At 59.7% G+C, this 24,025-nt stretch carries 23 protein-coding genes; 18 read left to right on the top strand and 5 right to left on the bottom strand.

The annotated features are described in order from the left end of the window. Nucleotides 1-97: 97 nt before the first annotated feature. The 15 genes from RO069_RS09145 (at nt 98) to RO069_RS09075 (ending at nt 19,213) form a co-directional block, all read left to right on the top strand. Nucleotides 98-1,054, top strand: coding sequence for a hypothetical protein (locus RO069_RS09145; protein ID WP_328186912.1), 957 nt, complete (start codon nt 98-100; stop codon nt 1,052-1,054). Nucleotides 1,055-1,528: 474 nt separating this feature from the next. After that, nucleotides 1,529-2,263 (top strand): HNH endonuclease signature motif containing protein, encoded by a 735-nt coding sequence (locus tag RO069_RS09140; RefSeq protein WP_328186910.1) that lies wholly within the window; start codon nt 1,529-1,531, stop codon nt 2,261-2,263. A 98-nt stretch (nt 2,264-2,361) separates the two neighbouring features. Next, nucleotides 2,362-3,108: a phage major capsid protein gene (locus tag RO069_RS09135; protein ID WP_328186908.1), complete on the top strand. Its 747-nt coding sequence runs from the start codon at nt 2,362-2,364 to the stop codon at nt 3,106-3,108. Between the two features lie 51 nt (nt 3,109-3,159). Next, complete coding sequence (locus RO069_RS09130; protein ID WP_328186905.1) at nt 3,160-3,471, top strand: hypothetical protein; 312 nt, start codon at nt 3,160-3,162, stop codon at nt 3,469-3,471. 3 nt (nt 3,472-3,474) lie between these two features. Continuing rightward, nucleotides 3,475-4,134: a phage adaptor protein gene (locus tag RO069_RS09125; RefSeq protein ID WP_328186903.1), complete on the top strand. Its 660-nt coding sequence runs from the start codon at nt 3,475-3,477 to the stop codon at nt 4,132-4,134. Then, nucleotides 4,131-4,709, top strand: coding sequence for a hypothetical protein (locus RO069_RS09120; RefSeq protein WP_328186901.1), 579 nt, complete (start codon nt 4,131-4,133; stop codon nt 4,707-4,709). Before RO069_RS09125 ends, RO069_RS09120 begins: the two co-directional genes overlap by 4 nt. A 10-nt stretch (nt 4,710-4,719) precedes the next feature. Continuing rightward, entirely contained in the window at nt 4,720-6,342 is a 1,623-nt protein-coding gene (locus tag RO069_RS09115) for a hypothetical protein (protein ID WP_328186899.1), read from the top strand. Further along, nucleotides 6,339-8,792: a phage tail tip fiber protein gene (locus tag RO069_RS09110; RefSeq protein ID WP_328186898.1), complete on the top strand. Its 2,454-nt coding sequence runs from the start codon at nt 6,339-6,341 to the stop codon at nt 8,790-8,792. Before RO069_RS09115 ends, RO069_RS09110 begins: the two co-directional genes overlap by 4 nt. After that, nucleotides 8,789-9,199 (top strand): hypothetical protein, encoded by a 411-nt coding sequence (locus RO069_RS09105; RefSeq protein WP_328186896.1) that lies wholly within the window; start codon nt 8,789-8,791, stop codon nt 9,197-9,199. The genes RO069_RS09110 and RO069_RS09105 overlap by 4 nt, the downstream gene beginning before the upstream one ends. Further along, nucleotides 9,177-9,563 (top strand): DUF4376 domain-containing protein, encoded by a 387-nt coding sequence (locus RO069_RS09100; protein ID WP_328186894.1) that lies wholly within the window; start codon nt 9,177-9,179, stop codon nt 9,561-9,563. Before RO069_RS09105 ends, RO069_RS09100 begins: the two co-directional genes overlap by 23 nt. 381 nt (nt 9,564-9,944) lie before the next feature. Continuing rightward, entirely contained in the window at nt 9,945-10,577 is a 633-nt protein-coding gene (locus tag RO069_RS09095; protein WP_328186892.1) for a hypothetical protein, read from the top strand. A gap of 7 nt (nt 10,578-10,584) precedes the next feature. After that, nucleotides 10,585-11,097: a hypothetical protein gene (locus tag RO069_RS09090; RefSeq protein WP_328186890.1), complete on the top strand. Its 513-nt coding sequence runs from the start codon at nt 10,585-10,587 to the stop codon at nt 11,095-11,097. Beyond that, on the top strand, nt 11,085-11,342 hold the full coding sequence (locus RO069_RS09085) for a hypothetical protein (RefSeq protein WP_328186888.1): 258 nt from the start codon (nt 11,085-11,087) through the stop codon (nt 11,340-11,342). The genes RO069_RS09090 and RO069_RS09085 overlap by 13 nt, the downstream gene beginning before the upstream one ends. Before the next feature lie 12 nt (nt 11,343-11,354). Beyond that, nucleotides 11,355-12,788 carry a hypothetical protein gene (locus RO069_RS09080; protein ID WP_328186887.1) on the top strand — a complete coding sequence of 478 codons (1,434 nt, stop codon included), beginning with the start codon at nt 11,355-11,357 and terminating at the stop codon, nt 12,786-12,788. Further along, entirely contained in the window at nt 12,785-19,213 is a 6,429-nt protein-coding gene (locus RO069_RS09075; protein WP_328186885.1) for an LPD38 domain-containing protein, read from the top strand. The genes RO069_RS09080 and RO069_RS09075 overlap by 4 nt, the downstream gene beginning before the upstream one ends. A gap of 415 nt (nt 19,214-19,628) precedes the next feature. Here the strand turns inward: RO069_RS09075 and RO069_RS09070 are convergent, their stop codons facing one another. Then, nucleotides 19,629-19,940: an Arc family DNA-binding protein gene (locus RO069_RS09070; protein WP_328186883.1), complete on the bottom strand. Its 312-nt coding sequence runs from the start codon at nt 19,938-19,940 to the stop codon at nt 19,629-19,631. Between the two features lie 116 nt (nt 19,941-20,056). Between RO069_RS09070 and RO069_RS09065 the strand changes: the two genes are divergently transcribed. The 3 genes from RO069_RS09065 (at nt 20,057) to RO069_RS09055 (ending at nt 21,637) form a co-directional block, all read left to right on the top strand. Then, nucleotides 20,057-20,230, top strand: a complete 174-nt coding sequence (locus RO069_RS09065) for an Arc family DNA-binding protein (protein WP_328186881.1) — start codon at nt 20,057-20,059, stop codon at nt 20,228-20,230. Continuing rightward, on the top strand, nt 20,227-21,027 hold the full coding sequence (locus tag RO069_RS09060) for a KilA-N domain-containing protein (protein ID WP_328186880.1): 801 nt from the start codon (nt 20,227-20,229) through the stop codon (nt 21,025-21,027). Before RO069_RS09065 ends, RO069_RS09060 begins: the two co-directional genes overlap by 4 nt. 106 nt (nt 21,028-21,133) lie before the next feature. Continuing rightward, complete coding sequence (locus RO069_RS09055; RefSeq protein ID WP_328186878.1) at nt 21,134-21,637, top strand: hypothetical protein; 504 nt, start codon at nt 21,134-21,136, stop codon at nt 21,635-21,637. 107 nt (nt 21,638-21,744) lie between these two features. On the opposite strand, the gene RO069_RS09050 is transcribed toward RO069_RS09055, so the two are convergent. The 4 genes from RO069_RS09050 to RO069_RS09035 form a co-directional block, all read right to left on the bottom strand. After that, nucleotides 21,745-22,038 carry a hypothetical protein gene (locus RO069_RS09050; RefSeq protein WP_328186877.1) on the bottom strand — a complete coding sequence of 98 codons (294 nt, stop codon included), beginning with the start codon at nt 22,036-22,038 and terminating at the stop codon, nt 21,745-21,747. 15 nt (nt 22,039-22,053) lie between these two features. After that, nucleotides 22,054-22,302, bottom strand: coding sequence for a hypothetical protein (locus tag RO069_RS09045; protein ID WP_328186876.1), 249 nt, complete (start codon nt 22,300-22,302; stop codon nt 22,054-22,056). An 89-nt stretch (nt 22,303-22,391) separates the two neighbouring features. Continuing rightward, the gene (locus RO069_RS09040) at nt 22,392-22,940 is read right to left on the bottom strand and encodes an HNH endonuclease (RefSeq protein WP_328186873.1); all 549 of its coding nucleotides are present in this window, start codon (nt 22,938-22,940) and stop codon (nt 22,392-22,394) included. Between the two features lie 40 nt (nt 22,941-22,980). Then, the coding region (locus RO069_RS09035; RefSeq protein WP_328186871.1) for a tyrosine-type recombinase/integrase at nt 22,981-24,025 on the bottom strand (1,045 nt) is incomplete at its 5' end.

Here is a 24,025-nt window from a genome sequence, read left to right as displayed (position 1 = left end):
ACCGCCCACTGAGGCGGTTTTTTTGTGCCCGGATTCCGATACCCGCGCCACGGGCCGGAACCGTTTAACCCAGCGATACCCCAGGAGGGCCGCAACCATGGCAGCACCAAGAGCCGCGCAAGCACAGCTCGAACGAGCTGAACAACTGCACCGGGAAATGTACGGCGACCCGAACGCTCCGGCCAAGCCGGAAGCCGAGGACACCCCGACCGAACCGGAGGCCACCACCGAACCGGAGAACGAGCCGGAACCGCAAGAGCCTGCGCCCGAGCCGGAGCCCGCACCCGAGGCCCCGCAAGGACACGCAGATGAGGATGACCTGAGCGAGAAGCACCGCAAGCTCGACGCCGCCTACAAAACCCTGCAGGGCAAGTACCGGGCAGAGGTTCCCAGGCTGCAAGAGCAACTGCGGACAACCCAAGCGGATCTGATTGAAGCCCAGAAATCGCAGGCCAAAGCCGAGAAATCGGCGGACCAGGCCACTGCGGAACTGGAAAGCATTCAGTCACGACTGCAGGACGAACTGGGCGAAGACGCCGCCAAGGCCGTGAGCGACACCGTTCGCAGCATGGTCAGCGCGGAAATGGGCCAGCGCAAAGCTGATACCCAGCCGGAAGCGCCCAAGGAAAACCCTGAGCAGTCCCGCTTCTGGAACACGCTGCATCGCCGGGTGCCCGATTTCGACCAGGTAAACAACAGCCGTGCCTTCGTGGCCTGGCTGAGCGAAACGCCTGACCCGAACACCGGGCTGACCCTGCAGGACACCCTCAACGCCGCCGGTAACGATCTCGACGTTCTCACGGTGATCGATGTGGTGGAGCAGTTCAAGCGCGAACAGCAACCGCCCGAGCCGAAACCTTCCGCCACTTCCCCTGAGCAGCAGGTCGCGCCGCAGAAAAAAGCGCCGCGCCGAGAGCCTGTTCAGACGCCGAAGTACACCCCCCAGGACTACGCCGTTCTGCAGCAGCAGATACGACAGGGCCTGTGGAAGGGCAGGGAGGACGAAGCGCGGGCACTTGAACGCGACATCCATGCTGCACTCACTGGTTCCTGACGGCCTACGACGGGCCGTTCCAGTGGCGCAGCACCATGACACCTGAGAGGTAATTCATCATGGGTATGCCTATTGCGAACGGCCCGAACTATGCGAACCGCACCGTTAGCGGCGCACCAGCGGCCTCCCGTTTCATCCCCGAACTGTGGTCCAGCAAGTTGGTCACGAAATTTTATGACTCAACTGTGCTGGCCGCGATCAGTAACGTTGATTACGAGGGTTAACTGGCTCTCATAAAACCCCGTGAATTGCTGGGACGCCCTTAGAGCCCTGACACCACAACGTAGCTGGTAACGGCAGGCGTGATGGTTCAAAAAGTCAGCGGATTGGGCAATCAGCAGCCAAGCGCCCTGGGAACAGGGTGACGGTTCAACGACTACTCGGAGTAACCCAGACCGGGCGAAACGGGCACGAGTGCGGGGGCTTGCGAATGGTGATAAACTTTGTCCACGGAGGACAAAGCGAGGAATCACCATGAATGACGAACTGTTTAAAGAGTGGGTACAAGAGAGTTTCGAGAAACACGGTTTGGTGGGCATGGTTGCTGTCAAAGGAATGGACAGCGACTACCGCCAACTGCTGGGCCTTATTGAGTGGGTAGGTATCGAGCATGGATTCGACGCCTTACACGACAGAGGCCTGGGCGCACAGGTGAATGATGTATTCCGAATGGCCTGCGAGGGCATGACCGCGAAGGAGATTGCGGCAGAAATGGGATACGACAAACACAAAAGCGTGGCTCGGTTCTGTTCACGACACGGAATCGAGTTGCCGAAGCGCCTAGAGCTTAGCGATCTGGAAGACGACATCCGGGGTATGGCAGAGACCATGTCCGCACCGGAAATCGCCAGAGAGCTTGGGTTCAGCAGCACCCAGGTTTACCGGATATGCCGGAAGCTGGCCATCAAGCCGGTAAATAAGGCCGAGGGTGTTATTTACACCCATAACGGCTATCGGATGCTGTTGGCTCTGGGTCACCCGGACGCCGACTCGAAAGGCTATATCCGAGAGCACCGGCTGGTGGCCGAACAGAAGTTGGGCAGACGAATCCGAGAGGATGAAATCGTCCACCACCTGAATGGCGACAAGCTGGACAACCGGCCCGACAATCTTGAAATCATGACCCGCTCTGAACACAACCGGCATCACGCCGTTGAAGGCGAAACCGGTTGGGCGGTTTACCACCGCAAAAACGCAAGCAAGATATAGTCTGAGCTGCGGGGAAACTCGCAGAAGGCCGGATAAAGAGCCGGTCGATAACACAACTGGAAATTACCGCCTACGGCGACAAGGTCCACATCCGTACCGTGCCGACCATCCAGGTCTACGACTACGAGAAGGGAAAGGACCTGACCTACGACACCCCCGAGTCCACCAGCACCGAGCTGGTGATCGACCAGGGCAAGCACTTCAACTTCACCTGCGACGACGTGGACAAACACCAGTCAGATCTGAATCTGATGGACATGTGGTCCAACGATGCGTCCGAGCAGATCAAGATCGCCATCGACCGCGATGTGTTGGGCGACATCTACGGCAGCGTCGCCGCCGAGAACACCGGCGCCACAGCCGGCAAGATCAGCGGCAACATCAATCTCGGCGCGGCTGCTGCCCCGGTGTCTATCACCAAGGACAACATCCTCGATTACATCGTGGATTGCGGCACGGTCCTGGATGAGCAGAACGTCCCGGAAGAAGGGCGCTTCATCATCCTGCCGGCCTGGGCCTGCGGCCTGGTCAAGAAGTCTGACCTGAAGGACGCCAGCCTGGCCGGTGATGGCACCTCCATCCTGCGCAATGGTCGCATGGGGATGATCGACCGGTTCACCGTGTACAAGAGCAACCTGCTCGCCACCACGGACGAAACCGGCACCGATGCCTTCCACATGCTGGCCGGCCACAAGTCTGGTCTGACCTTCGCGAGCCAGATGACGAAGATGGAAACCCTGCGCAACCCGAATCGCTTCGGCGATCTGATGCGCGGCCTGAACGTCTACGGCTACGAGGTCATCAAGCCTGAATCGCTGGTGCACCTGTACGGCGTGAAGGGCTGATCACCCACTGACGGGGCTCCTTCGGGAGCCCCTTTTGTTTGAGGTAATCCCATGAAATTTCTTCGCAACCGCAAGACTGGCGTTGTCTTTCCGTATCACCCTCTGCTCGCCAAAAACACCGACATGGAGCCCTGTAGCCAGAATGGGCAATCCGCGTTCGAGGAAGTGGATGCAACTGGCCCGGCAACGGTCGAATCCCCGTCTGCCCCTGCGGTTTCTGATAACGGCATTGTCATCAGCCGTGCCAGCAAGGCCGAGTTGCTGAAATTCGCCTACGAAAACTTTGGCGTCGAGATGGACGAGAGCCTGAAGGTTCCCGAACTGCGCGACGAAGTGAAAAAGCTGGTCGAGTCCGAGGAATAACCCATGACCACAGCCGGCACGATCTGCAACCAGGCGGCCACCACGCTGTTTGATGACACACATGTGCGCTGGGCCCTGGCTGAGCTTGTGGGCCATCTGAGCGGTGCCCAGCGTGACGTGGTGATGCTGAAGCCTGCGGCCTACACGATGAACCAGGCGGTGCAGTTGGCCCCTGGCACGGTGCAGAGCCTGCCGGATGGTGGCGTGGCCCTGGTTGATATCGGCGGCAACATGGGCGCTGACGGCAATACCCCGGGGCGCTCAGTCACGCAGATCGACCGAACCATTCTGGAGTCAGCCCGGCCTGATTGGCGAGCGTCCAAGGCCAGCACGACCGCCCGGCATTTCATCTATGACGACCGGGATCCGCAGCGATTTGAAGTCTGGCCGCCCCAGCCGGACCCTGCCGGATACGTCAATCTGGTCTACGCCGCCACCCCGCCGGCCCTGGTGGACGAGAACAGCCAGATCAGCCTGCCGGATATCTACGTCACCGCGCTGTATTACCTGGTCCTGGCCCGCGCTTACGAAAAGAGCACCGGCACCCAGGACTTCAACAAGGCCCAGGGTTACCGGCAGATCGCCAGCCAGATGGTGACCGGGCGCAAGGTAGCCAAGCAGGAGCTGCACCCTGAACAGATGGCCGAGAGGGCGAAGCGATGAAGTGGAGCGACCTGTTCAGCCGGGTGATGCCGCATGTGCCGGGCTGCCCGGAAATGATGGTGGAGGATGCCTTGCGCGACACGGCCATCAAGTTTTGCCGGGATTCGCACCTGTGGCGTGAGCAGATCATGGACCTGTACCTGAGCCCTGGCATCCATCGGTATGAGCTGGACCTGCCCGAGCAAACCGAAGTGGCGGCCCTGATCTGTGCCTGGCAGCGCAAGCCCGGCAGTGAGCACAAGGAAGCCGTTCACCCGGATATCAACGTGTTCCGCATGGTTCGCTTCGACACGTTGCCAGACCCGGACAAGGGCCCCATTGAGCTGCACGTTGTTCTACAGCCCACCCTGGACGCGGACGGCATGCTGGACGCTATCGGCCTGGACTACGACCAGGCGCTGATCCACGGCGCCCTGGAGCGTTTGGTGATTATCCCGGGCAAGGATTGGTCAAACCCCAATATGGCCACCTATCACCGCTCCAAGTACCTCGAATCCCTCACGGATGCCCGACTGGCCAAGGCCAACGGCAACACTGAAGCGCCCCTGCGCGTGAGCCCGCAACCGTTCTTCTGAGCGAGACTGCATGAACCAGATTGATCTGTCCTTTTTTCGGAGCGCCAGGCCGAAGGTTGAGCCGCACCTGCTGGAAAGTGGTGAGGCTCACCGTGCCGTGAACTGCCGAATGCAGACCGGGGCGCTGCAGGGCTTTCGTGGGCCGACCACTATCCGGGCCACGTCACGGCCCACGGTCAAGAGCCTGCACCGGTTCGGGGATACAGGCTTCTGGTTTGAGTTTGCGGGCGACGTGGACGTGGCCGAGGGCCCGCTGCCTTCCGACACCGAAACGACCACCTATTTCACCGGCGATGGCGAGCCGGCCATGACCTTTGCCGGCATTGCTACTGTCGGCTCTGAGCCTTTCCCGTCGAACAAGCGGCGCCTTGGCATTCCCGCGCCCGCCACCCCGATGACCGTTGCCAAGAGCGGCACAGCGGACACGGAAGACGAGAGCGCCGACAGCCGCACCTACACCTTCACCTACGTCTCTGACCGGGGCGAGGAAGGCCCGCCGTCACCGGCAAGTGCCTTGATTGACGTATTCGATGGTGAACAGGTGGACCTGTCTGATATCCCCACCGCGCCCACCGGCAACTACAACATCACCCATAAGCGCATCTACCGCACCTCGTCCGCCTCTGGTGACACCGAATTCCTGTATGTCGGCGAGATCCCGGTTGCCAATGTCACCTACACCGACACCCTGGCCAGCGATCAGTTGGGCGAGGTGCTGCCAAGTTACGAGTGGTATCAGCCGCCCGATGACATGGCCGGCCTGATTGCCTGCGAGAACGGTGTGATGGCGGGATTTTCTGGCAAGGAGCTGTGCCTGTCCGAGGCCTACCTGCCGCATGCCTGGCCGCCCAGCTACCGCCTGACAATGGACCAGCCCATCACCGGCCTCGTGGCGGTGCGTGGCGGCATTGTCGTGGCCACCCAGGGTCAGCCCGTCATTGTCTCATTCACCAGCCCTGCCGCTGCCTCGCAGGCCGAGATCGAGAACCCCCGGGCCTGCGTGTCGAAGCGCTCAATGGTGGATATGGGCGACTTTGCCCTGTACGCCACTGCTGATGGTCTGGTGGCCGTGGACGGCGCCGGTAATGCCCCAGTGATTACGTCAACCGTCATCGACCGCTACGAGTGGAAGCGCCTGAACCCGGAGACCATTCACGCTTACCGGCTGGACAGCTGGTACATCGGTTTCTACCAGGGCCAGGACGGCAATGGCGGCTTTGCGATCAACGCCAGCGGTGAAGGCTATGTGGAACTGGATTTCTACGCCGACGCCGGTTACACGGACCCGAAGGACGGCGGCCTGTATCTGGTGCTGAATGACGAGATTGTGCGCTGGGACGATGACGACACCAATGTGCTGGATTACCTCTGGCGCAGCGGTACTTACCTGACGCGCCCCGCGAACATGGCGTGGGGCAGGGTGGATGCTGACAGCTATCCGGCGACCGCCGACGACACCCTGGTGGTGAAGCTGTACGCCGACGGCGACCTGAAGCACACGCAGCAAGTCACATCAAACATGCCGTTCCCGATGCCGGCCGGCTACCTGGCCCGCCGCTTTGAGGTAGAGGTCAGCGGCACCCGCACCGTGCGCCGAGTGGTCATGGCCGATGCGGTGGAGGGCATTACGTGAGGAAGCGCTACCCCTCCATTCCCGCTACCCGGGACAAGAACCCCACCGTTGAAAAGATCAAGGAAATGGTCGAGATCTGGGTAGGCGACCGGGGCGACAAGTTGGACCGGGTGGTTACCTATCGGGATCTGGTGGGCTCCAAGTTGGGGCGCCTGAACCGCTCTGGCGGCCTGGAGCCTGGGGACACCGTGCTGCCGTCTCCGGTCTACGTTGGCCCGCTGTTCGACCTGCAGGCCAATCCGTCCATGAACTTCATCATCCTGTCATGGGACGGCATCAATCAGACAAACTACGCCTACACGGAAATCTGGCGGGCCTCGGACGACAACCTGGGCAACGCGGTCCTGACAGCCACCACGCCGGCCCGGGTGTACGCGGATGCCGTGGGGAGCGGTGTTGGTTATTACTACTGGGTTCGCGCTGTATCGACCTCTGGTGACCCGGGGCCATACAACGCCACTGCCGGCACCTACGGCGAAACCCCGCTGGCGCCGAGCTACATCATTGAGCAGATCGAGGGGCTGATTTCGGAATCCGAGTTGGCGCTTGAGCTGCTGACCCCGATTCAGGCCATCCCGACGATTCAGGACACGCTGGTCGATCATGACTCACGGCTGGACACCATTCAGGTGGCCGTGAACGAGGTCCTGAATCTGCCGGAATTCGACAGCGCAGCGGATTACGAGCCCGGTGATACCGTGAAGTACAACGGTTACGCCTGGCGGGCATTGGTGGCCATGACCGCGCCCAGCCCGACGCCTGTCGAGGGCGCCAGCTGGACGCAGATCGGCGCCTACCAGACCTATGACGACCTGCTGTCAGCCAACGCGGTGGCAATCTCTGACAACGCCACACAAATTAATGTGCTGGACGGTCAGGTCACCGCTATATCGCAGGACGTTGTCGCCCTGCAGGCTGAAATGACAGCGGTCGAGGGCGATGCGCAGGCCAATTCGCTGGCCATCGGCACACTGGAATCACGCACCACGGCAGCCGAAGGTAATATCTCTGCCAACAGCTCTGACATCACCCTGCTGCAGAACGCGGTCACAGATCCAGCCACCGGCCTTCAGGCCAATGCAGACGCCCTGAACTTGCTGGACAGCCGCGTCGTGCTGACGGAAGACGGCATTGTTGCCCTGAACCAGGACGTGACGAACCTGCAGTCGCAGATCGACACGCTGGATGTTGACGGGAATGCCCAAGCCCTGCAGGCGCTGGAAACCCGGGTGGAGACGAACGAAGACAACATTTCGTCCCTGAGTTCGTCTGTCACCAGCCTGGGCTCCACGGTAGGCGACAACACCGCCGCCCTGCAGACCAAGGCCGAAACATCTGTTGTTCAGGGCCTCGACGGGGAAGTGACCGACATCAAAGCCCAGTTCACGATCAAGACCGACGTGAACGGGTACATGGCCGGCATTGGCCTGATGAACGATGGCGTGACCAGCGAATTCATTGTGGCGTCCGATGCGGTGTACTTCATCGACCCCGGCCAGTCGATCACGCAGTTCAACCCGAACACCAACTACAGCAGCATCGACGCCCTACGCGACACCCAGTTCGTGTTTGGCTATGCGGAAGTGGAGGGCCAGAAGCGGTTCGCCATCAACGTCCCGGCGTACATCCCTGAGGCGTACATCACCGACCTGATGGTGGAGAGCATTGCCGCTGACAAGATCTTTGCGGCGTCCGGCACTCTGGCTGAAGCGCTCATTGGTGACGCCGAAATTACCAACGCCATGATCACCAACGTGATCCAGAGCAACAACTACACGGCGGACGTGTCGGGCTGGATCATCCAGAAATCAGGCTATGCGGAGTTCAACGACATCCGCGCCCGTGGGCACATCGAGGCCACCAGCGGTTACATCTCGTCCAGCTTGCAGATCGGGGGCACGTCCTACGACCTGGCGCAAGTCGTCAACATGGCCGAGGCTGCCGGCGACACGTCCCTGTTTGAAAACTGGATTCGCCCCGGCACCACGCTGATCGACGGCAACAAGATTTACACCGGTGATGCCTACGTGGATACGCTCCAGATCAAGGGGCAGGCGGTGACGGTGCCCGCATCTTCGTCAGGCTCAGGATCTGGAGGCCGAGGCGCATGGGGGGGTGCCTTGGCGGCCATGAACTACAACCACGGTGAATCCAGCACGCTCCCAATCATTGTTAATGCCGGTATTTCGGGGTTCGCGTTTTACGTGGACGGTGGCGCGACCACCCGCATTGATCGGTGGAGGTTCCGCCTGGTCGTGAATGGCTCCCAGCGATATTTGTCGGAGTGGTTTCAGGGGGTTTCGACGGGCAACCACGTCGGCGGAAGCTGCATGATTAAGTACGACATGCCATCAGGTACGCGATCAATCTATGTGCAAGCCGAAGCCGAGAACGGAGCGGCAACCAGTCTTTTTGATGTAACGATCTCTGTCATAGGGTGCAAACGATGAGTCGCCTTGCCGTTTACAGGCCAGATGGTTCGATCAACCGGATCATCGACGTGCCGGATTTTTTGGATGAGGCCCAGGCCGAAACCCTGGCTTCAGGCGAGCAAATTATTGCTGTGCCTGAGTGGGTGGAGATGCGAAACGCCTATGTCGGTAATGAGGCCGTCGTCGAGCGGCAGACGATGGCTTTGACCCCGCCGGCCCCGATTGCCGCCAACGGTCAGGAAGAAGCGGTCATCACCGGCATCCCGGTGGGGGTCAGCGTGACGTGGCCTGATGGGCAAACAGACGAAGTCACAGACGGCGAAGTGCGCTTTTCCGTGGACCTGCCGGGCACCTATATCCTGCGTTTCAGCGCGGTTGAATATCTGGGTCAGGAGGTCGCCATTGAAGCGGTCGCTGCATCTTAATCCGGACAACAAACCGGCCACATGGGAGCAGATCCGGGACATCCGTGACGCCCACGAACTGAGCCCGGTCACGACCTCCTACGGCACGTTTGATGCGGACGAGAAAGCGGAATACCGGCTGACGCAGGCCATTGACACATTTGGCTCACTGCCGACCCTGCAAAATGGTAAACTGGGTTGGAAGCTGGCAGATAATACGATTGTGCAGCTCTCCCACTCCGAACTTGTCAACGCTTACCAGCAGATCAAAACCAACCGCGCCATCCGGGCAGCCGTGCTTCACGCAAAGGCTGAGCAATTCCGCGTGGCCGATCCGGCACCGACGCCGGCCCAACTCAAGCAACTGGATTTCTGGCTGACCTGAACCCGTGAGCATCCCCAGGCTGTGTTCCATTGATGACTATTGGTCAGAGGTGGAGCGGGGCCTGGCTGTGGTCCGACGAAAAGCCCCGTCCAACTGGACGCCCAAGAGCATCCGAAAGGCTTGTCATGAACGACGGGCCTTTTTTTTTAAGGTCCCGGAAGGTTTTTTCATCCTTCGCCCCCGGGCCAATCCGGTCACCGTCCACGTTGATGTGGCCTACGGCACCGGCGGCAACCTCATCCGGCGGTACGAACCGCACATCGAACGACTGGCCCGGGACATCGGGGCGGTCGCACTCACCTTTGAATCAACTCGCCCAGGGTACCGCAGAGCCATGCGGCACTGGGTTCGTGATGGCAAACAGTACACGAGGACACTGGTATGAGCGGCGGCGGCGATAACGACATCGAGCAAACCCCCGAGGAAAAAGCGCTGGGCGAGATTGCGGTCAACCGCTGGAACGACTACCAGCAGCGCTTCGTGCCCGTGGAGAACGAATACATCGAGGCCGTTCAGAAGACGGACTCTGATTTCAGCGAGGCCCGGGGGCGAACCACGTCCGCCGTTCAGCAGGCCTTTGCGCCGGCAGAGCAGGATCTTTCCGAGAACCTGTTCGCCCAGGGCATTACCCCGGATTCCGGCAAGGGCGTCACCGCCATGAATGCGCTGGGGCAAGACCGGGGCCTGTCCATGGGCACCGGCCTGAACGAAACCGACGTGGCCGTGGATAACCAGCGTCTTCGTGGCCTGCAGAACGTGGTCCAGATGGGCCAGGGGCAGGCTGCCGAATCTCTGGGCGGCATGGGCCGGGTGGCCGCCGACGCCACGCAGGACTCCATTAATCGCGCCAACCAGTCCTACCAGAACCGTCAGGCCGGACTCCATCTGGCCGGCACGGTAGCCGGGGCCGGGACACAGGCCTACATGAGCCGAGGCCCCGCCACCCAGGGCCTGAATACTCAGGGGCAGCAGAAACCCCTCTACGACAACACGGCTTACGTGAAGAACCTGTGAGGCTGTCATGAGCTACACCGCAAACCTCAATACCCAGACGCAAGGGCTGGCCATGGCAAGCCCGTTTGGTGGTGGCAACACCTTCTCGCCCAGCTACAACCCGACCACCATCGAAACCACCGAAACCGGCGACCAGTCCGGCTCCGAGAACATCGCCAAGATTCATCGGGCCCAGTGGGATGACTACATCGCCCGCTTTGCGCCGGTGGAAGACATGCTATTTGACCGCTTCAACGATAGCGAATTCAAGCAGGGTGCCGTGGATTTCGCCGACCAGACCATGACCGGCGCCATGAACCGCAGTTTCGACCAGACCCAGCGCGGCCTCTCCAGGTATGGCGTTACGCCCACTGGTGACGTGGCCGAGGCCAATAACCGCACATGGGGCCTGAAGACGGCTGCCGCACGGGCAGGCTCTAAAAATGCCATGAGGACCGCCATCGAGGACCAGGAAATGGGCCTGATGACCGGCGGGCTCTCCACAGTCGCACAACAGAGGGAAGACGCATGGCGGGGTTGATCAATGTAGGTCGTCAGTACAAGACGCAGGCCATGCAGGGAATGCAGCAGGCCTCCACGCTGGAGCAGGAGCGCGAACGCCAGGAAGACACACTGGACCAGGCCGACAAGCAGGCGAAGATGACCGCCGCCGGCACAGGTGCAGCCGTTGGTGCCTATGCCGGGGCCTCGTATGGCTCCGGCATGGGCCCCGTTGGTGCTGTTATCGGCGCCGGTATCGGCCTTCTCGCTTCATCCATGTTTTAAGGGGTAATCACCATGGCAGGACAACAAGGCCTTGGCCTGGCCCAGGGCTTCATGCAGGGCTACAGCTTCATGCAGGGCATGGATGAGCGCAAGCAGCGCATGGGTCTGCGTGACCAGCAGGCGCAGCGGGCGACAGAGACGCATCAGCGCCAAGGTGAGCGGCACGACCTGACGATGGATCAGGCGCGACTGCAGCGTGAACAGCAGCAGGCGCAGCAGGTTCTGGGCAAGATGGCTCACGGCCTGCCCCTGGCCGAGGAAGAAGAAGGCTTTCTCCGGGACAACCCGAAATACTGGCCAGTGCTGGATCCGCAGACGGACAAGTCTCTGGAAACCGCCAAAGGCGTCATGGATCCGAACAGCCCCGTTGGCATGCGAAGCCCGGAAACCCTGGACGCCATCAACCAGATGTTTGGCCACCGGATCAACCGGGGCGAGGGCGGAAGGAAGCGAATCGACGGCATCTATCCGGGCAAAGCCCCGGGCACCGTGGCCTTCAGCGTTGAAGTCGAGGGCGAGGACGGCAGGAAATACCGCGCCCCCATGACCGTGAATCGTGGTACTGCCGGTGATGACGAGGTTATGCAGACTCCGGTCGATCAGTTGCTGGGCCAGGTCAAAGGCTATGACATGCTGCGTCAGCCGTTCCGAAACTCCCCCGAAGCACAGGCGCGGGCCAGCAAGATGCTGGCTGTGCTGACTGGGAAGACGCCGGAGCGGTCCAGCGCTTACAGGCAGACCCAAGAGCTGACCGCACTGGGCCTTGACCCTGAACAGGCACGCAACCAAGCCTACGGCATCAAGCCAGATGGCGGCGAAGCCGATTGGCGCCGACTGAATAACAGCGACCTGTACAACCAGCGCACCGGGGATGTCCGGGCTGGCGTTGGCAGCCGAGGCGGCGACGGCAAAGCCCCCGCCGATGTGCAGACCGCTGAGTGGATGGTGGCCAACGGCATTGCGGGCGATCTGTCCGAGGCCTACACCCTTGTGGCCACATCGAAATCCAACCCGTCATCCTTCATCAGCCGATACGTGAGCGCAGCAGCCCGCAATCAGGATGAATACGACCCGAACAAGAAGTCTATGCAGGAGCTGACTGAAGAAGCGCGTCAGGTCTATGACCAGATCGTTGCCCCACAGGCAGGGCTCCGGATTCAGCAGCCGCAAGCTGGACAGCAACAATCACCGCCTGTTCAGCCCCAGGCTCAAGGCCTGCAGATGCTTGATTCGTCTGTCCAGCAACTTCCCTCTGATGGCTCGGCAGTTCCCGCGCCGGACGGCAGCATGCAGGGAAGGGTAAACCGTGGCGGCCAGGCCGACCAGCAAGGCGCAATCCCAGTCGAAGCCCAGCAGCAAGCTGCGCAGATCAAGGCTGAATATCAGGCCGGCAACATCACCCGTGAGCAGGCGGTTTCCGAACTTCGCAGACTGGGATTTGAATGATGCGAGCAGATCAGTTTCTGGATTCTGATGGACCTACAACTGCCGGCAGCCAGCCTGTGACGCAGCCGGCGCCCGCGAGTGCTGACGCCTTTCTTGACGCGCCTGACGATGCCGCAAGCTCTCCTGAGGAAGCGGTCCCAGAGCAAGGAATGGGGCTATCGCCGAATCGCCTGTTTGGCGTTGGCGCAAATCAGAACCCTGAGCGCTTCCGTCAACAGCCGCAACCAGAGAATGGCCAGCAGTACGACAGCTTCCTGGAGGCTACCGGCAAGAGTCTGGACAACGTGCCCGAGAGGTTGCAGCAGTCCTTTGGCGGCCTGGTCCAGATGCTGGGCGAGGACATGGACCAGGAGCGCGAGCGGCACATGCAGATCTCTGCGCAGCGGCTGGGCATTTCCCCGAACGAATACAAGGCCCTGGCGTGGGCTGGACGGGAAGGAATAATTGACCCAGAGACGCCGATCCCCGAGGCGCTGGATAGCCTGAAATCGCGCATGTCCACCGAGCTGACGCCGGAACAGCAGCAGGTGGTCGCGGACATGGGCATCATCAACCCGCAGGAGATTGCGGAATCTGGCGAGAAGACCCGCCGTGATGCCCAGGCCGACATGGTGCCGGTCAACGCGGAGCCTGGAAGCCCTGAATATTACACCAGCACTGCGATTGCCAGCATCGCGGAAATGACTCCGGCTCTATTCGCTAGCGCCGTAACCCGCAATCCCGCCGTGGGCATGAGTATTATTGGCGGCCAGGTGACTGGGGAATCTTACGGCACCGGGCGGGACGAGGGGCTGTCTGTTGATGAATCCCAGCGCTATGCGGTGGCACAGGCAGCAGCCGAGGCGATCCCTGAATACCTGCCAATTTCGCGTATCATCAAGCCGGGCACGAACTTCTTCAAGAAGTTGGCGGAAGCAGGCGCGGCTGAATCCGTCCAAGAGGGCATTACTGCAGCGCTTCAGGCCGGTATCGATAAAGGCACCATTCACCCGGACATGACATGGGGCGAGGCCCGGCAACTGATCCAGGACGGCATGATTGTGGGCGGCATCGCTGGTCCTGGCATGGCCGCCATCACGGAGCCGCTGGTGCGGCTGCGCAATCAGCAGCAGTCAGAGCCGGGGGGCGACACGGGCGACGCTCCGCCTGCGGACGCCCCCGTCGGCGGCCAACCAATAGCCGAACAGTATCTGGGCGACGAGTTGCCCGAGCAGGCGCCCGCCTCACGCCGCGCAGCCGCAGAAGCAGCCCGACAGACCGGGGGGGGGGATGGTCAGCCGGTCAGCCGCAACCTCCAGCGAGACCCTGCCGGCCAAACCGCTGTTGAAACGTCCGCAGAGCAGGCAGAGCCCGCCGTAGTAGATCCGATCTCTGTCTTGCCTGAGCCAGACCAGGATGTGGTGAATCGCCGCTTTAGCGAGCCCGAGACACGCGACGCCGCCATTCAGGTGTTTGACCGAGTCAAGCCTGCCACATCGAATCAGAGAGAGTTGGCCGCCATTGACGTGGAAATCAGTGGCGACCAAGGCGAGCTTGCCGCGCCCCGGGTGCAGGTGCTTGATAGCCTGCGCCAGACACTGAATGCCAACAAATCCCTGCGCTCCCGCCTACAGACTGCGTTCCCGGAAGCCGAACAGGGTGGCCGCATCCCCGGGGTGACCGCTACCAGCTCCAACAGCATGAACCTGATTGCTCGCGCCATCCAGCAGCCAGAAGTCAACGATTCCGTAAACCGTGCTGCCCAGCGCATCAGTCAGGGCGAAAGTCGCGCCGACGTGCTGAAGGATCTGCGCAGCGAGATTGCGAGTTTTGAGTCCACTGCGGTGCCAGCTACACAAAGCCAGCCCACCCAAGATCCCACCATTGAAAGTGCCGCGCCCTTGGCGCCGGTAGAAACCGGCCAGCAGACCGGCCAAGAAGCTCCCCTCACAAACGACCAAGCCGATGTAGCTCAACCAGTTACGGAACAGCCGGAAGCGGCGAATTCGCCAACCGATAATCGGGGCGATGAGCAGGCTGCTGCGCCAATCGAAAACCCCCGCAAAATGGATCTTGTCACCGACGAGGCCGGCAAGGTGGACATCAATGCGTCCGTCGAAGCTCTTGGCCCGGTGCCGCAGGGTTACACCCGACTTTATCGGGCCAGCAGCCCCACGGTTGGATTCGAAGACGTGTTCGAGAAAGAAGGTCTTGAGCAGTTCCAGCGGGGAGACTTGAAAGGGAAACGGTACACGAACGACCCTTCATACGCGGAGTATTTCCGTTCCACCTACGGAAATGACGCCACAATTGAAGTGCGCGACGTGGCGAGTGAAGGCTTGGAGGATCGGGCCGTCAATGATTACGAGTTTATTGTTGATGATGGAGAGCGCAGCGCCCAGTCGCCGGCTGAATCAACAACCGATCAACAAGCCGAGCCCGCTGATACCGCGCCTTCCCAGGAATATGAGCCTGAATCTGGCCGGCCCAATCAAGAAGCTGAGCCAGCCAACACCCAGCCGGAAGCGGCGTCCAGCCAGCAAGATGATCCGCCGCTATTCTCCGCCCGCAGGGGGCGCGGCCAGCGGCGCCAGCCCTTGCCTCGCCGCCAGGTTGAGAATACAGTGAATCAGTTCTTTCGGAAGTATCAAGGAGCAGATGATGTCCGAACCAAGATCCACGATTCCGCTGAAACCCTTCCGGGCTACAACCCAGAGCGAGACGCAGGCGACACCATCGCCGGCCAGTTCGAGCCGCGAACCAACACCGTTCACCTCGTCGCAAATGCTTATGATCGCCAAAGTCAGATCCGCGAGACGCTTCAGGAAGAAATCCTGGTTCACAAGGGCCTGGGGTTCTTTAAGCCAGAGGATCGCCAGCAGCTTTACCGGGACATCCAAAAAGCGGCCGCCGAAAGCCAGGAAGTAGCGCAGCTTTGGGAGCAGACGGTTCGTGACTATGAATCGGTTGCAGAAACCGCAAGCCTGAACGAAGAACAAGCCAACCGGCTGTATGCTGAGGAACTGCTGGGCACCCTGGCGCAGCGCAAGGTCAACTGGCTTTCCCGGGGCTGGCGCACACTTCGCAATGGACTGAAGCGCCTGCTGGTCAGGGCCGGCTGGGTTCGTGATAACATTGGCGCGGATGAGCTGCGCAGCCGCATTGATCTGATTGCCCGAGCTTTCGAGCATGGCCGCCGCGCTCCACGCCGCAACTTCACACAGGACATTCGCGGCAACCAGCCGGAGGCTGAGCAAGCCCCGCCACTGCCCGAGGTTGGAGAAATCACTGATGAGTCAGAAGCGCAAAGAATCCGAGATCGATTTAACCAAGGGCCTGGCCAACAGGAAGTCCGTGGAAGATCTCTTGGCGGAGGGCAAACTCGGGAAGGGTGGCAGGAAGAAACCCGAATCACCGACCGAGCCGGGCGACCGCTCCTCGTCTTCCGAGGGGCCAGCCGAGAGCTGACAGCGGAAGACTTCAGCGCCGAGCGCCGGGGGTTCGCCACCAAACACCCGTCGGCCTCTCTTGGCACTTTCTTTACGCACTCCGATATTGACGCGCAACGTTATGGCGCCGTCCGCCCGTACTTCCTTGACGTGCGCAACCCCTACCTGATCGAGGGCAGCGATTTGCCCGGCTTTAATTCGCCCCAAGAGGCGGAGCAATTCCGTAATGACTTGGAAGCCCGGGGCTACGACGGAATCGTGATCGACTACACTGACCTTGGTGGCCCGCAGCACATTGTGCCGTTCGCGCCTGAGTCGGTAATCATTGATGACGACGTGCCCATGTTCAGCCGAATGGGCAACCGGCTGGACCATGCTGCTGACCACTTCGATGACCTTGATGCAGACCAGCGCACCGCCCTGGGCAAGATTGCACCCAAAACGCCCAGAGAAAAGGCTTCTGATTGGCTGGCCGAGAGACTGGACCGCTGGGCCACCAAGCTCCGCCAGGGTATCGTGGACCGCTTTGCCGCGCTCAAGGATGTGGACGAGGCCTTGTATGGCCAGGACGTAGTGGAGGGCTCCACCGCCTCCAGCAGTTGGGTTCTGGCGCAAATGGCCGGCGCTGCCAGCGGGGCCCTGCAATCGATGCTCACTACCTCGCGGATCAAGCTGAACACCAAGGAGGGAGTCATCACCCTGCGAGAGGACAGCGAGCGCGGGCTGAACGACACGTTGAAGCAACTGGGCACCGCTGCCGAGATCGAACGCTTCTTTGGCTGGATCGCCGGCAACCGGTCAGCACGGCTGATGGAGGATGGCCGCGAGAACCTATTCACGCCCGAAGAAGTCGATGCCCTGAAGCGCCTGAACGAGGGCAAAACTGAATCGGGGCAATCGCGCAAAGCGCTTTACAACAAAGTGTTCCGCCAGTTCCAGGAGTACCGGGACGACGTGCTGGAGATTGCAGCGCAGACCGGCATCATTACCCAGGAGCAGCGCGAAACCTGGGCCAATGAATTCTATGTGCCGTTCTATCGCCTGGCTGACAAAGAGGGCGGATTTACCGGCCCGAAGTCATCCGGGGGCATCAGTCGCCAGGAAGCTTACAAGCGCCTGAAGGGCGGCAGGGAAAACCTGAACGACCTGCTGGAAAACACGATGATGAACTTCCATCATCTGCTTCAGGCAAGTCTGAAGAACCAGGCTGCGCTGCAGGCAATGGAAAACGCTGAAGACCTCGGCATTGCCCGGGAAGTTCGGGAGGCTGAGCGCACCCCAGAGAACAGCACCTTCGTTCTCCGAGACGGGCGCAAGATCTGGTATGAGATTGATGACCCGCTGGTATTCAAGGCGGTCAGCGCGCTGTCCCACCCGGGCATGAACAGCACGATGCTGGACATAATGCGCAAGTTCAAGCGCCTGTTCACGAACATGATCACCACCACGCCAACCTTCATCTTGCGCAACCTGATCCGGGATACTTTGCAGGCCCTGGCCACCAGCCCGGTTGCCAAGAACCCGCTGCGTAACGCTATGATGGGCGCGAAAACCTACGGCAATGGCCGGACCAGGGCGCAGATGATGGCGTCTGGTGGCTCATTCAGCTTCGGCCACCTGTACGGCGAGAACGCGGATGAAATGCGGCTACAGATCACCGGGGCCCTGGGTCGGGCGGAGGTGCTCCGCTCCCCCAGCATGGTGCCGGCGACGGTCAAAGCCCTCTGGCGCCAGTGGAATAACGTGACCGACTTTACCGAAAACGTGAACCGGGCGGCAATCTATGCACAGAACGTGGAGGAGCGCGGGGAGCTCTACGCAGCCTTCCAGGCGCGAGACCTGATGAATTTCAGCCAGTACGGCTCATGGCCGGCTGTGCGCATCCTGATTGATGTGGTCCCGTTCATGAATGCCCGGCTCCAAGGGCTGGACAAGATCTACCGCAGTGGCGTCAAACCTGCATTCCGAGCCACCTTTGGCCAGGGCAACGCCACGGATGCACAGATCGCCAAGCGCTTCTGGGCTGTCGCTGGCACTCTGGCCCTGGTGTCTATCGCCAACTACCTGCGCAACTACGAGGATGACGAATACAAGCGCCTTGAAGAATGGCAGAAGGACACCTACTGGTTCATTCGCCTGTCTGAAGATCACGCTATATTCGTTCCGAAGCCCTTTGAGGTTGGCGCCATTGCCACTATGGCCGAAAGGGTGACGGAGCAGTTCGTCAACGAGGAAGCGACCGGCAAGTTGTTCAGGCAGCGCCTGGGGCATATGCTGACCGATACGTTCTCATTCAGCCCCGTGCCGCAGGTCGCTGCGCCGCTACTTGATGTGTACTCGAACTACGACGCTTTCACAGGAAGGCCCATTGAATCCCAGGGCATGCAACGCATGCGGCCTTCGCTGCGCATGCGACCGACCACAACCGAGCCGGCCAAGTGGGTCAGTTCGGGAGTTGAAATGCTTCTGGGGCCCGATAACTCTCTGACCCCATCCCCCGTCCAGGTAGATCACCTTATTCAAGGCTACTTCGGCTCTGTCGGGTCATGGATGTCGGGAGTTGGCGACACGATCATAAAAGGCGCACAGGGCGAGACAGAGCCTGCCAAGCGGTGGTATGAGTACAACCCCATCCGCAGCTTCTACAAGAACCTGGGCGACGAGGAATGGTATACCCGTTACGGCACGGTGTTTTATGAAGCGCTCAAGGAGGTGAACCGGGTTCATGCCGATATCCAGGAGTACCGTGAGCTGGGCCAGATGGAGCAAGCCGAAGAACTGATTGAGCAGAACCGCAGCAAGTTGGCCCTGCGAAGAATGCTGAACAGCACCCAGCGAGACCTGAGCAAGATCAACAAGCGTATGGAGCAAATCAACCGCGCAGAGAAGTCAGCCGAATGGAAGCGCCGGGAGTTGGATCGCATGAAGGCCATCAGGAATAGGCTGCAGGAAAGAGCTGGCAGACTGGTTGAACAGGTGGAGTCCCGGGAAGGTTAGCGCCCCTGGTTGGCCCCCGCAAACGCAATAATCAGCAACAGGATTAGGAGTGGCGGGTAAGCGATTATCCACATCATGATAAAAAAGATCACCGGGATAATCACGAACGATAGCGTCAGGAAAAACCCCCACGTATGCCACCTGGTGGTGAATTGGGTAAGCGCCAGCAAACCAACTACCATCATGAAACAGGCCAAACCAAAAATCTCGCCCCATCCCATCTAAAAAGCCTTGTTCCCTAGCACGTCACGCCCCTTTACAGTTCAGCAGCGCCGACCTATCAGGCGCCCCGCTATCCAGCATGCCACGGACGCACGCATTGTAAGGAGAGAGATACTGCCATGCAGCAACCGCCAAAACGAAAGCAATCGCGACAGCAATAATGGTGACGCTGGTTCGCCCGCTCATTTCATCCTCACCCCTCTTCCTTTCGACGATCCATTTCCCGCAACTCCCTTATAAACTCCGAGGCTTCCGCGTTGGCTTTTGCCATCAATGAGAGTTCCATGCGGACCTGCTGAAGCTGCTCCTCCAGTCTCTGGGATACCCCTGCCGCCGCCTCCAATTCCTTCGGACCCGCAAAGCTTTGCTCCAGGCGGGCGACTATCTCTGAATTCATTGATCTGGAATTGCGCTCAGCTGCCTCTCGGATCTGCTCGCGCATGCCTGCCGGCAGGCGCAGCTGGAACTTGTCGAGTTGATGGCTGGGGTAGGATTTTTCGCTCATACGGCGAGGATAAAGGCAAGTTGACATTAAATCTATGATGGCAGCTTGCCATCACCACAAAGCTATGCCAGCATGATAGGGCAAGTTGCCATCAAGTGCGGAACGGAGGATAAGCCTTGAGTAACTACCCAAGCAATCAACTAGAGAAGTTTAGTGTTCGGCTTCCTGCTGGCATGCGAGAAATGATTCGCCGGCAGGCAGAGGCCAACAAGCGCTCCATGAATGCGGAGATAGTTTTCCGCCTTCAGCGAGCATATAGCCAGCCAGCAACTCAGCAGGAGGCGGCATGAGCAACGTAACCGATATCAGAACCGGGCTGCCGGTGGTGGCCGGCGTTGAAATCGCAGTGGACGATCAGGGCAGGTTCAACCTGAATACCATTCACAAAGCGAGTGGCACCGGGGCTGGCAAGAAGCCAAGCGAATGGCTGCGTACGAAACAGGCCCAGGAATTGGTCGGAGAGTTAGAAGCGGAAATTCCCGCTTCTAAAATTCTGGACACCGTAAAGGGGAGGGGTAGGACCGGCACTTTCGCCCACGAACTGCTGGCAATCTCTTATGCCGGATGGATCAGCCCCGCCTTCCAACTGAAGGTGAACCAAGTGTTCATGGACTACCGGACAGGCAATCTTGCACCGGTGAAGGTGCCTGGGTCGCTGTCCGAGGCTTTGAGGCTTGCAGCGGATCAGGCGGAGCAGATTGAAAGGCAGTCAGACCGGATTGAGAAGTTGGAGAACTTCTTCCAGCAGGGGATGACCCTGGCTGCGTTCGGCAAAATGCTGAATGGCGTCAACACTCATGAGCTCAGCAACTACGTCTGGAAGGATCTTGGCTGGCTGTACAACGAGAGCCGGTCAGGCGCCAATCGTAGACTGCGTGTTTACCACACTGCCCGGGACAAGTACCTCACGGAGACGAGTAGGGAAATCGGCGTTCACGGTTCTGAGAACCTGATACGCTATGAACCAAGGTTGCTGAAGAAGGGCGCCAAGAAGCTGTATGACTTGTATCTGAAGGGCGAGCTTCCGATGAAGCGGACCTGGGATGGTGAGTTCGTACACATGAAGTTTGATAGCGAGGCAGCGTAGCCGGATGGTGAAAACTGCACTATGAGTAGAAAACCGTGACCACCGCACACTGTCGGTGGCCACGATTAACCCTAACGCCTGCGGGAACAGGCAAAAGGAGAGCGTCATGAGAACGCAAGATCATATTAGCACACGCAGTGAAGCCGTGAATCCCCATAAAGGGGGAGCCCCCGAGAGAGACGCCTGGGACGAAGACCTGAAGGATAACCAGGAGGAATTCAGTTACGCAAAGACGAACCTGGCGCCCCAGCTTGACCTTCGCATCCCAGAAAGAAACATTGAGTGTAGGGATGACTTGAGCTTCACGGGGAGGGTGTTCAGCGGAAAATTCACTGTTATGGATAACTGGCTGCCGCCCCGCCTTCCCACTCAGATCGGCCAGTGGCATCGCGAGAAGGCGATGGGGTATGACATGGCTGGAGAAATCATGAGGCTGAGAGAGGAAGATGAGCACGCCGCCCATGAAGCAATGAAGTTCGCTTTCGAGAGCGATGGGTGGCGGACCGGCGGCGAAGGTATTGAATGCGGCTTTGCTGAAGCCATTGCAGCTCTAGCAATCGTTGGTATGCGAGCTATCGCTGGTGGTGCCGAGATGTATCGCCCTGTATGACAGTTCGGGCCGGGCACAGTGCCTGGCCCACTCTCTCCCTCCATGAACCTCCGGCAACCATAGCACAAGACTACAGGTAGGGAATCCCCTTAAATGGGGGTATTTGGCTACGCTTTTCGTTCTCGGATTCCGGTGAACATGGTCCCGCCGCCCAGGGGCATATCCCCGTAGGTGGCAATGATCGCCCCGGACTCAGCGTCAAATACGTGCGCCCACTCTATGGGCGTTGTGCGCGGCTCATCTTCCATGAAGTCGAGATCTTCATCATACGGCTCCACGCCCTCCTTCCCAATAGCCTGCTGCGCAAAGGCAATGGCATCCTCCCGGCTCTCCCTTCTGCCCAGTAGGTCGTAACCGCCGCCTGCTGCGTAATAGCGTTCACCGCCGAAAATTAGGTACATGGTGACCTCCGTTGGTCAGTGATCTCGAAGAAAATCGTCAGCAAAAATGGGCGCATTATCCCTGGGCCGGCCCGGCCGGCAGCCTTCTTGCGCCTCACCATCAAGACCCCTAAGCAGGATGTCGCCCTCCGCGAACTGCATGGGCTCAGTTTCGAGGACAGCACGCACAACATCGTCTCGGGTTACCTGCCGGGACAGCAGGCCCTCCATGAGCGCGTCTGCTATCTTCTCGGCATAATCCTGAAATCGCACAACCTTTCCCATGATGGCCTCCGTTGGTCAGTGCAGCACCCTGGCTGCAAAGTGGTGTTTTTGATCTTCAGTAAGTCCGGCCTGCAAAGCATCCAGATAATCTATGCTTTACCATGGCGATCTGTATAGCCGGAAGATTCGCGAATCCGTATAACTGCCTTCTTGGCGTCCTCAATATCCTGGAAGACGCCGATGGTTTTGCTTACGTTCGGCTCCACAAAAACTCTTGCGATCCATTTTTTTACAGACTTGTCCCAACACACACCACTTACACCAGATGTATTGCTGGAATGAAGCTTTCCGTTTCGGTGGTTCTGAGAGTTATCCACGAGCCGGAGATTGGATAGCCTGTTGTCGTCCCGGTCCCCGTTAATGTGGTCGACATGCTTGCCATACGGGTCAGTCCCGCTAATAATCATTGCCAGCCTGTGCGCCAGGTATTTAGTACCGAGAAGAGCGATATACCGATAACCATTCGATGCCAGCCCGCCCGCTTTGCGACCGGCGTCTCGTGACATAAAAATCTTCCAGGCGCGCTCTGTCTTGAAATACTGACGACTCCTGGGTTTTAAAACAAAAATACCGGTTTCAGCGTCATACTCAAGAAAGCTCTCCAATAGATCTTTCGACGGATATTTTTTTGTCTGCATACTGGTGTACCTTCTGTTGGCGAAACCGCTCTGAGAGCCCTTAACCTTTGATCACCCGCTTTGCAAAATCTTCCTTATCCTGTTCTGAAATACCTCGTTTTAAGGCATCTAAATAGTCACTGTACCATTGCATCATAACCTGCCGCTGCTTCAGGTACTGCGCCTTGTTGTACACCCCGGCCACACCCTGTTCGACGTGCGATAGTTGCATTTCCACGTAGTCCTTTCGCCAGCCGTGTTCGCGCAGCAGGGTGGACGCCGTGTGCCTGGATCCGTGGCCGGTCAGTTTGCCCTTGTACCCGGCATTCGACAGAACGGCGTTGACGGTGGTGTGAGAGAGCACGGCGTTCGACTTTACCCCGGGGTAAAGGTACCGGCCCCGGCCGGTAATTTCCTCAAGGTTGCGCAGCAGCGGGATCAGTTGATCGGGCAGCGGCACCAGGTGGTCGCGGCGCTTCTTCATCTTTGGCCCCGGGATCGTCCACATCTGCTCATCCAGATCTACCTCGGACCATTCAGCCCACCGGACCATGCCGGGGCGTGAGGCTGTCAGCAGGATCATGTACACCGCAACCCGAGTGGGGTACATGCTGTTGGACCGACTCAGCGCGTTCAGGAAGTCCGGCAACTCTGGCTCATGCAGGTGTGGGTGGTTCTGGGTCTGCGGCGCCTTCTTGGCGACGTGACGCAGCTCACTGGCCGGGTTCAGGTCACACTTCCCCTGGGCGATGGCCAAGCTGAATATCTGATTCATCCAGCCGCGAGCTTTCTTGGCAATGTGCCATGCGCCCCGGCCCTCGATCTTCGATTGCAGCTGGGTACATTCTGCCCGGGTCACGCTCTCAAGCGCCTTGCTGCCGATGGCCGGGAGCATGTCTTTGTCCAGGGCGTCGCGCATCAGCCGGAGTGTCTTGGGCGCCAGGCCTTCAGCCACCTTGCGGCTGTACCAATCCTCTGCCGCTTCTTTGAACGTGGGCTTTACCTTGGCCTGGTCCTTTATGGTCTTCAGGTCTGCGCCGTCGCTGGCCAGCTTGCGCAGCCGCTCCGCTTCCTCCCGCGCAGACTTTCCGGAAACCTCCGGGTAC

The sequence above is a fragment of the Marinobacter sp. OP 3.4 genome, assembly GCF_036224885.1.
GTDB lineage: Bacteria > Pseudomonadota > Gammaproteobacteria > Pseudomonadales > Oleiphilaceae > Marinobacter.
This window is presented reverse-complemented; position numbering and strand designations above follow the sequence as displayed.

Excerpts from the sequence above, each read along its gene's own strand:
- RO069_RS09095 (WP_328186892.1), top strand. The coding sequence starts at position 9,945 with ATGAGCGGCGGCGGCGATAACGACATCGAGCAAACCCCCGAGGAAAAA.
- RO069_RS09085 (WP_328186888.1), top strand. The coding sequence starts at position 11,085 with ATGGCGGGGTTGATCAATGTAGGTCGTCAGTACAAGACGCAGGCCATG.
- RO069_RS09055 (WP_328186878.1), top strand. The coding sequence starts at position 21,134 with ATGAGAACGCAAGATCATATTAGCACACGCAGTGAAGCCGTGAATCCC.
- RO069_RS09060 (WP_328186880.1), top strand. The coding sequence starts at position 20,227 with ATGAGCAACGTAACCGATATCAGAACCGGGCTGCCGGTGGTGGCCGGC.
- RO069_RS09140 (WP_328186910.1), top strand. The coding sequence starts at position 1,529 with ATGAATGACGAACTGTTTAAAGAGTGGGTACAAGAGAGTTTCGAGAAA.
- RO069_RS09070 (WP_328186883.1), bottom strand. The coding sequence starts at position 19,940 with ATGAGCGAAAAATCCTACCCCAGCCATCAACTCGACAAGTTCCAGCTG.
- RO069_RS09075 (WP_328186885.1), top strand. The coding sequence starts at position 12,785 with ATGATGCGAGCAGATCAGTTTCTGGATTCTGATGGACCTACAACTGCC.
- RO069_RS09145 (WP_328186912.1), top strand. The coding sequence starts at position 98 with ATGGCAGCACCAAGAGCCGCGCAAGCACAGCTCGAACGAGCTGAACAA.
- RO069_RS09040 (WP_328186873.1), bottom strand. The coding sequence starts at position 22,940 with ATGCAGACAAAAAAATATCCGTCGAAAGATCTATTGGAGAGCTTTCTT.
- RO069_RS09105 (WP_328186896.1), top strand. The coding sequence starts at position 8,789 with ATGAGTCGCCTTGCCGTTTACAGGCCAGATGGTTCGATCAACCGGATC.
- RO069_RS09115 (WP_328186899.1), top strand. The coding sequence starts at position 4,720 with ATGAACCAGATTGATCTGTCCTTTTTTCGGAGCGCCAGGCCGAAGGTT.
- RO069_RS09080 (WP_328186887.1), top strand. The coding sequence starts at position 11,355 with ATGGCAGGACAACAAGGCCTTGGCCTGGCCCAGGGCTTCATGCAGGGC.
- RO069_RS09120 (WP_328186901.1), top strand. The coding sequence starts at position 4,131 with ATGAAGTGGAGCGACCTGTTCAGCCGGGTGATGCCGCATGTGCCGGGC.
- RO069_RS09090 (WP_328186890.1), top strand. The coding sequence starts at position 10,585 with ATGAGCTACACCGCAAACCTCAATACCCAGACGCAAGGGCTGGCCATG.
- RO069_RS09130 (WP_328186905.1), top strand. The coding sequence starts at position 3,160 with ATGAAATTTCTTCGCAACCGCAAGACTGGCGTTGTCTTTCCGTATCAC.
- RO069_RS09045 (WP_328186876.1), bottom strand. The coding sequence starts at position 22,302 with ATGGGAAAGGTTGTGCGATTTCAGGATTATGCCGAGAAGATAGCAGAC.
- RO069_RS09125 (WP_328186903.1), top strand. The coding sequence starts at position 3,475 with ATGACCACAGCCGGCACGATCTGCAACCAGGCGGCCACCACGCTGTTT.
- RO069_RS09050 (WP_328186877.1), bottom strand. The coding sequence starts at position 22,038 with ATGTACCTAATTTTCGGCGGTGAACGCTATTACGCAGCAGGCGGCGGT.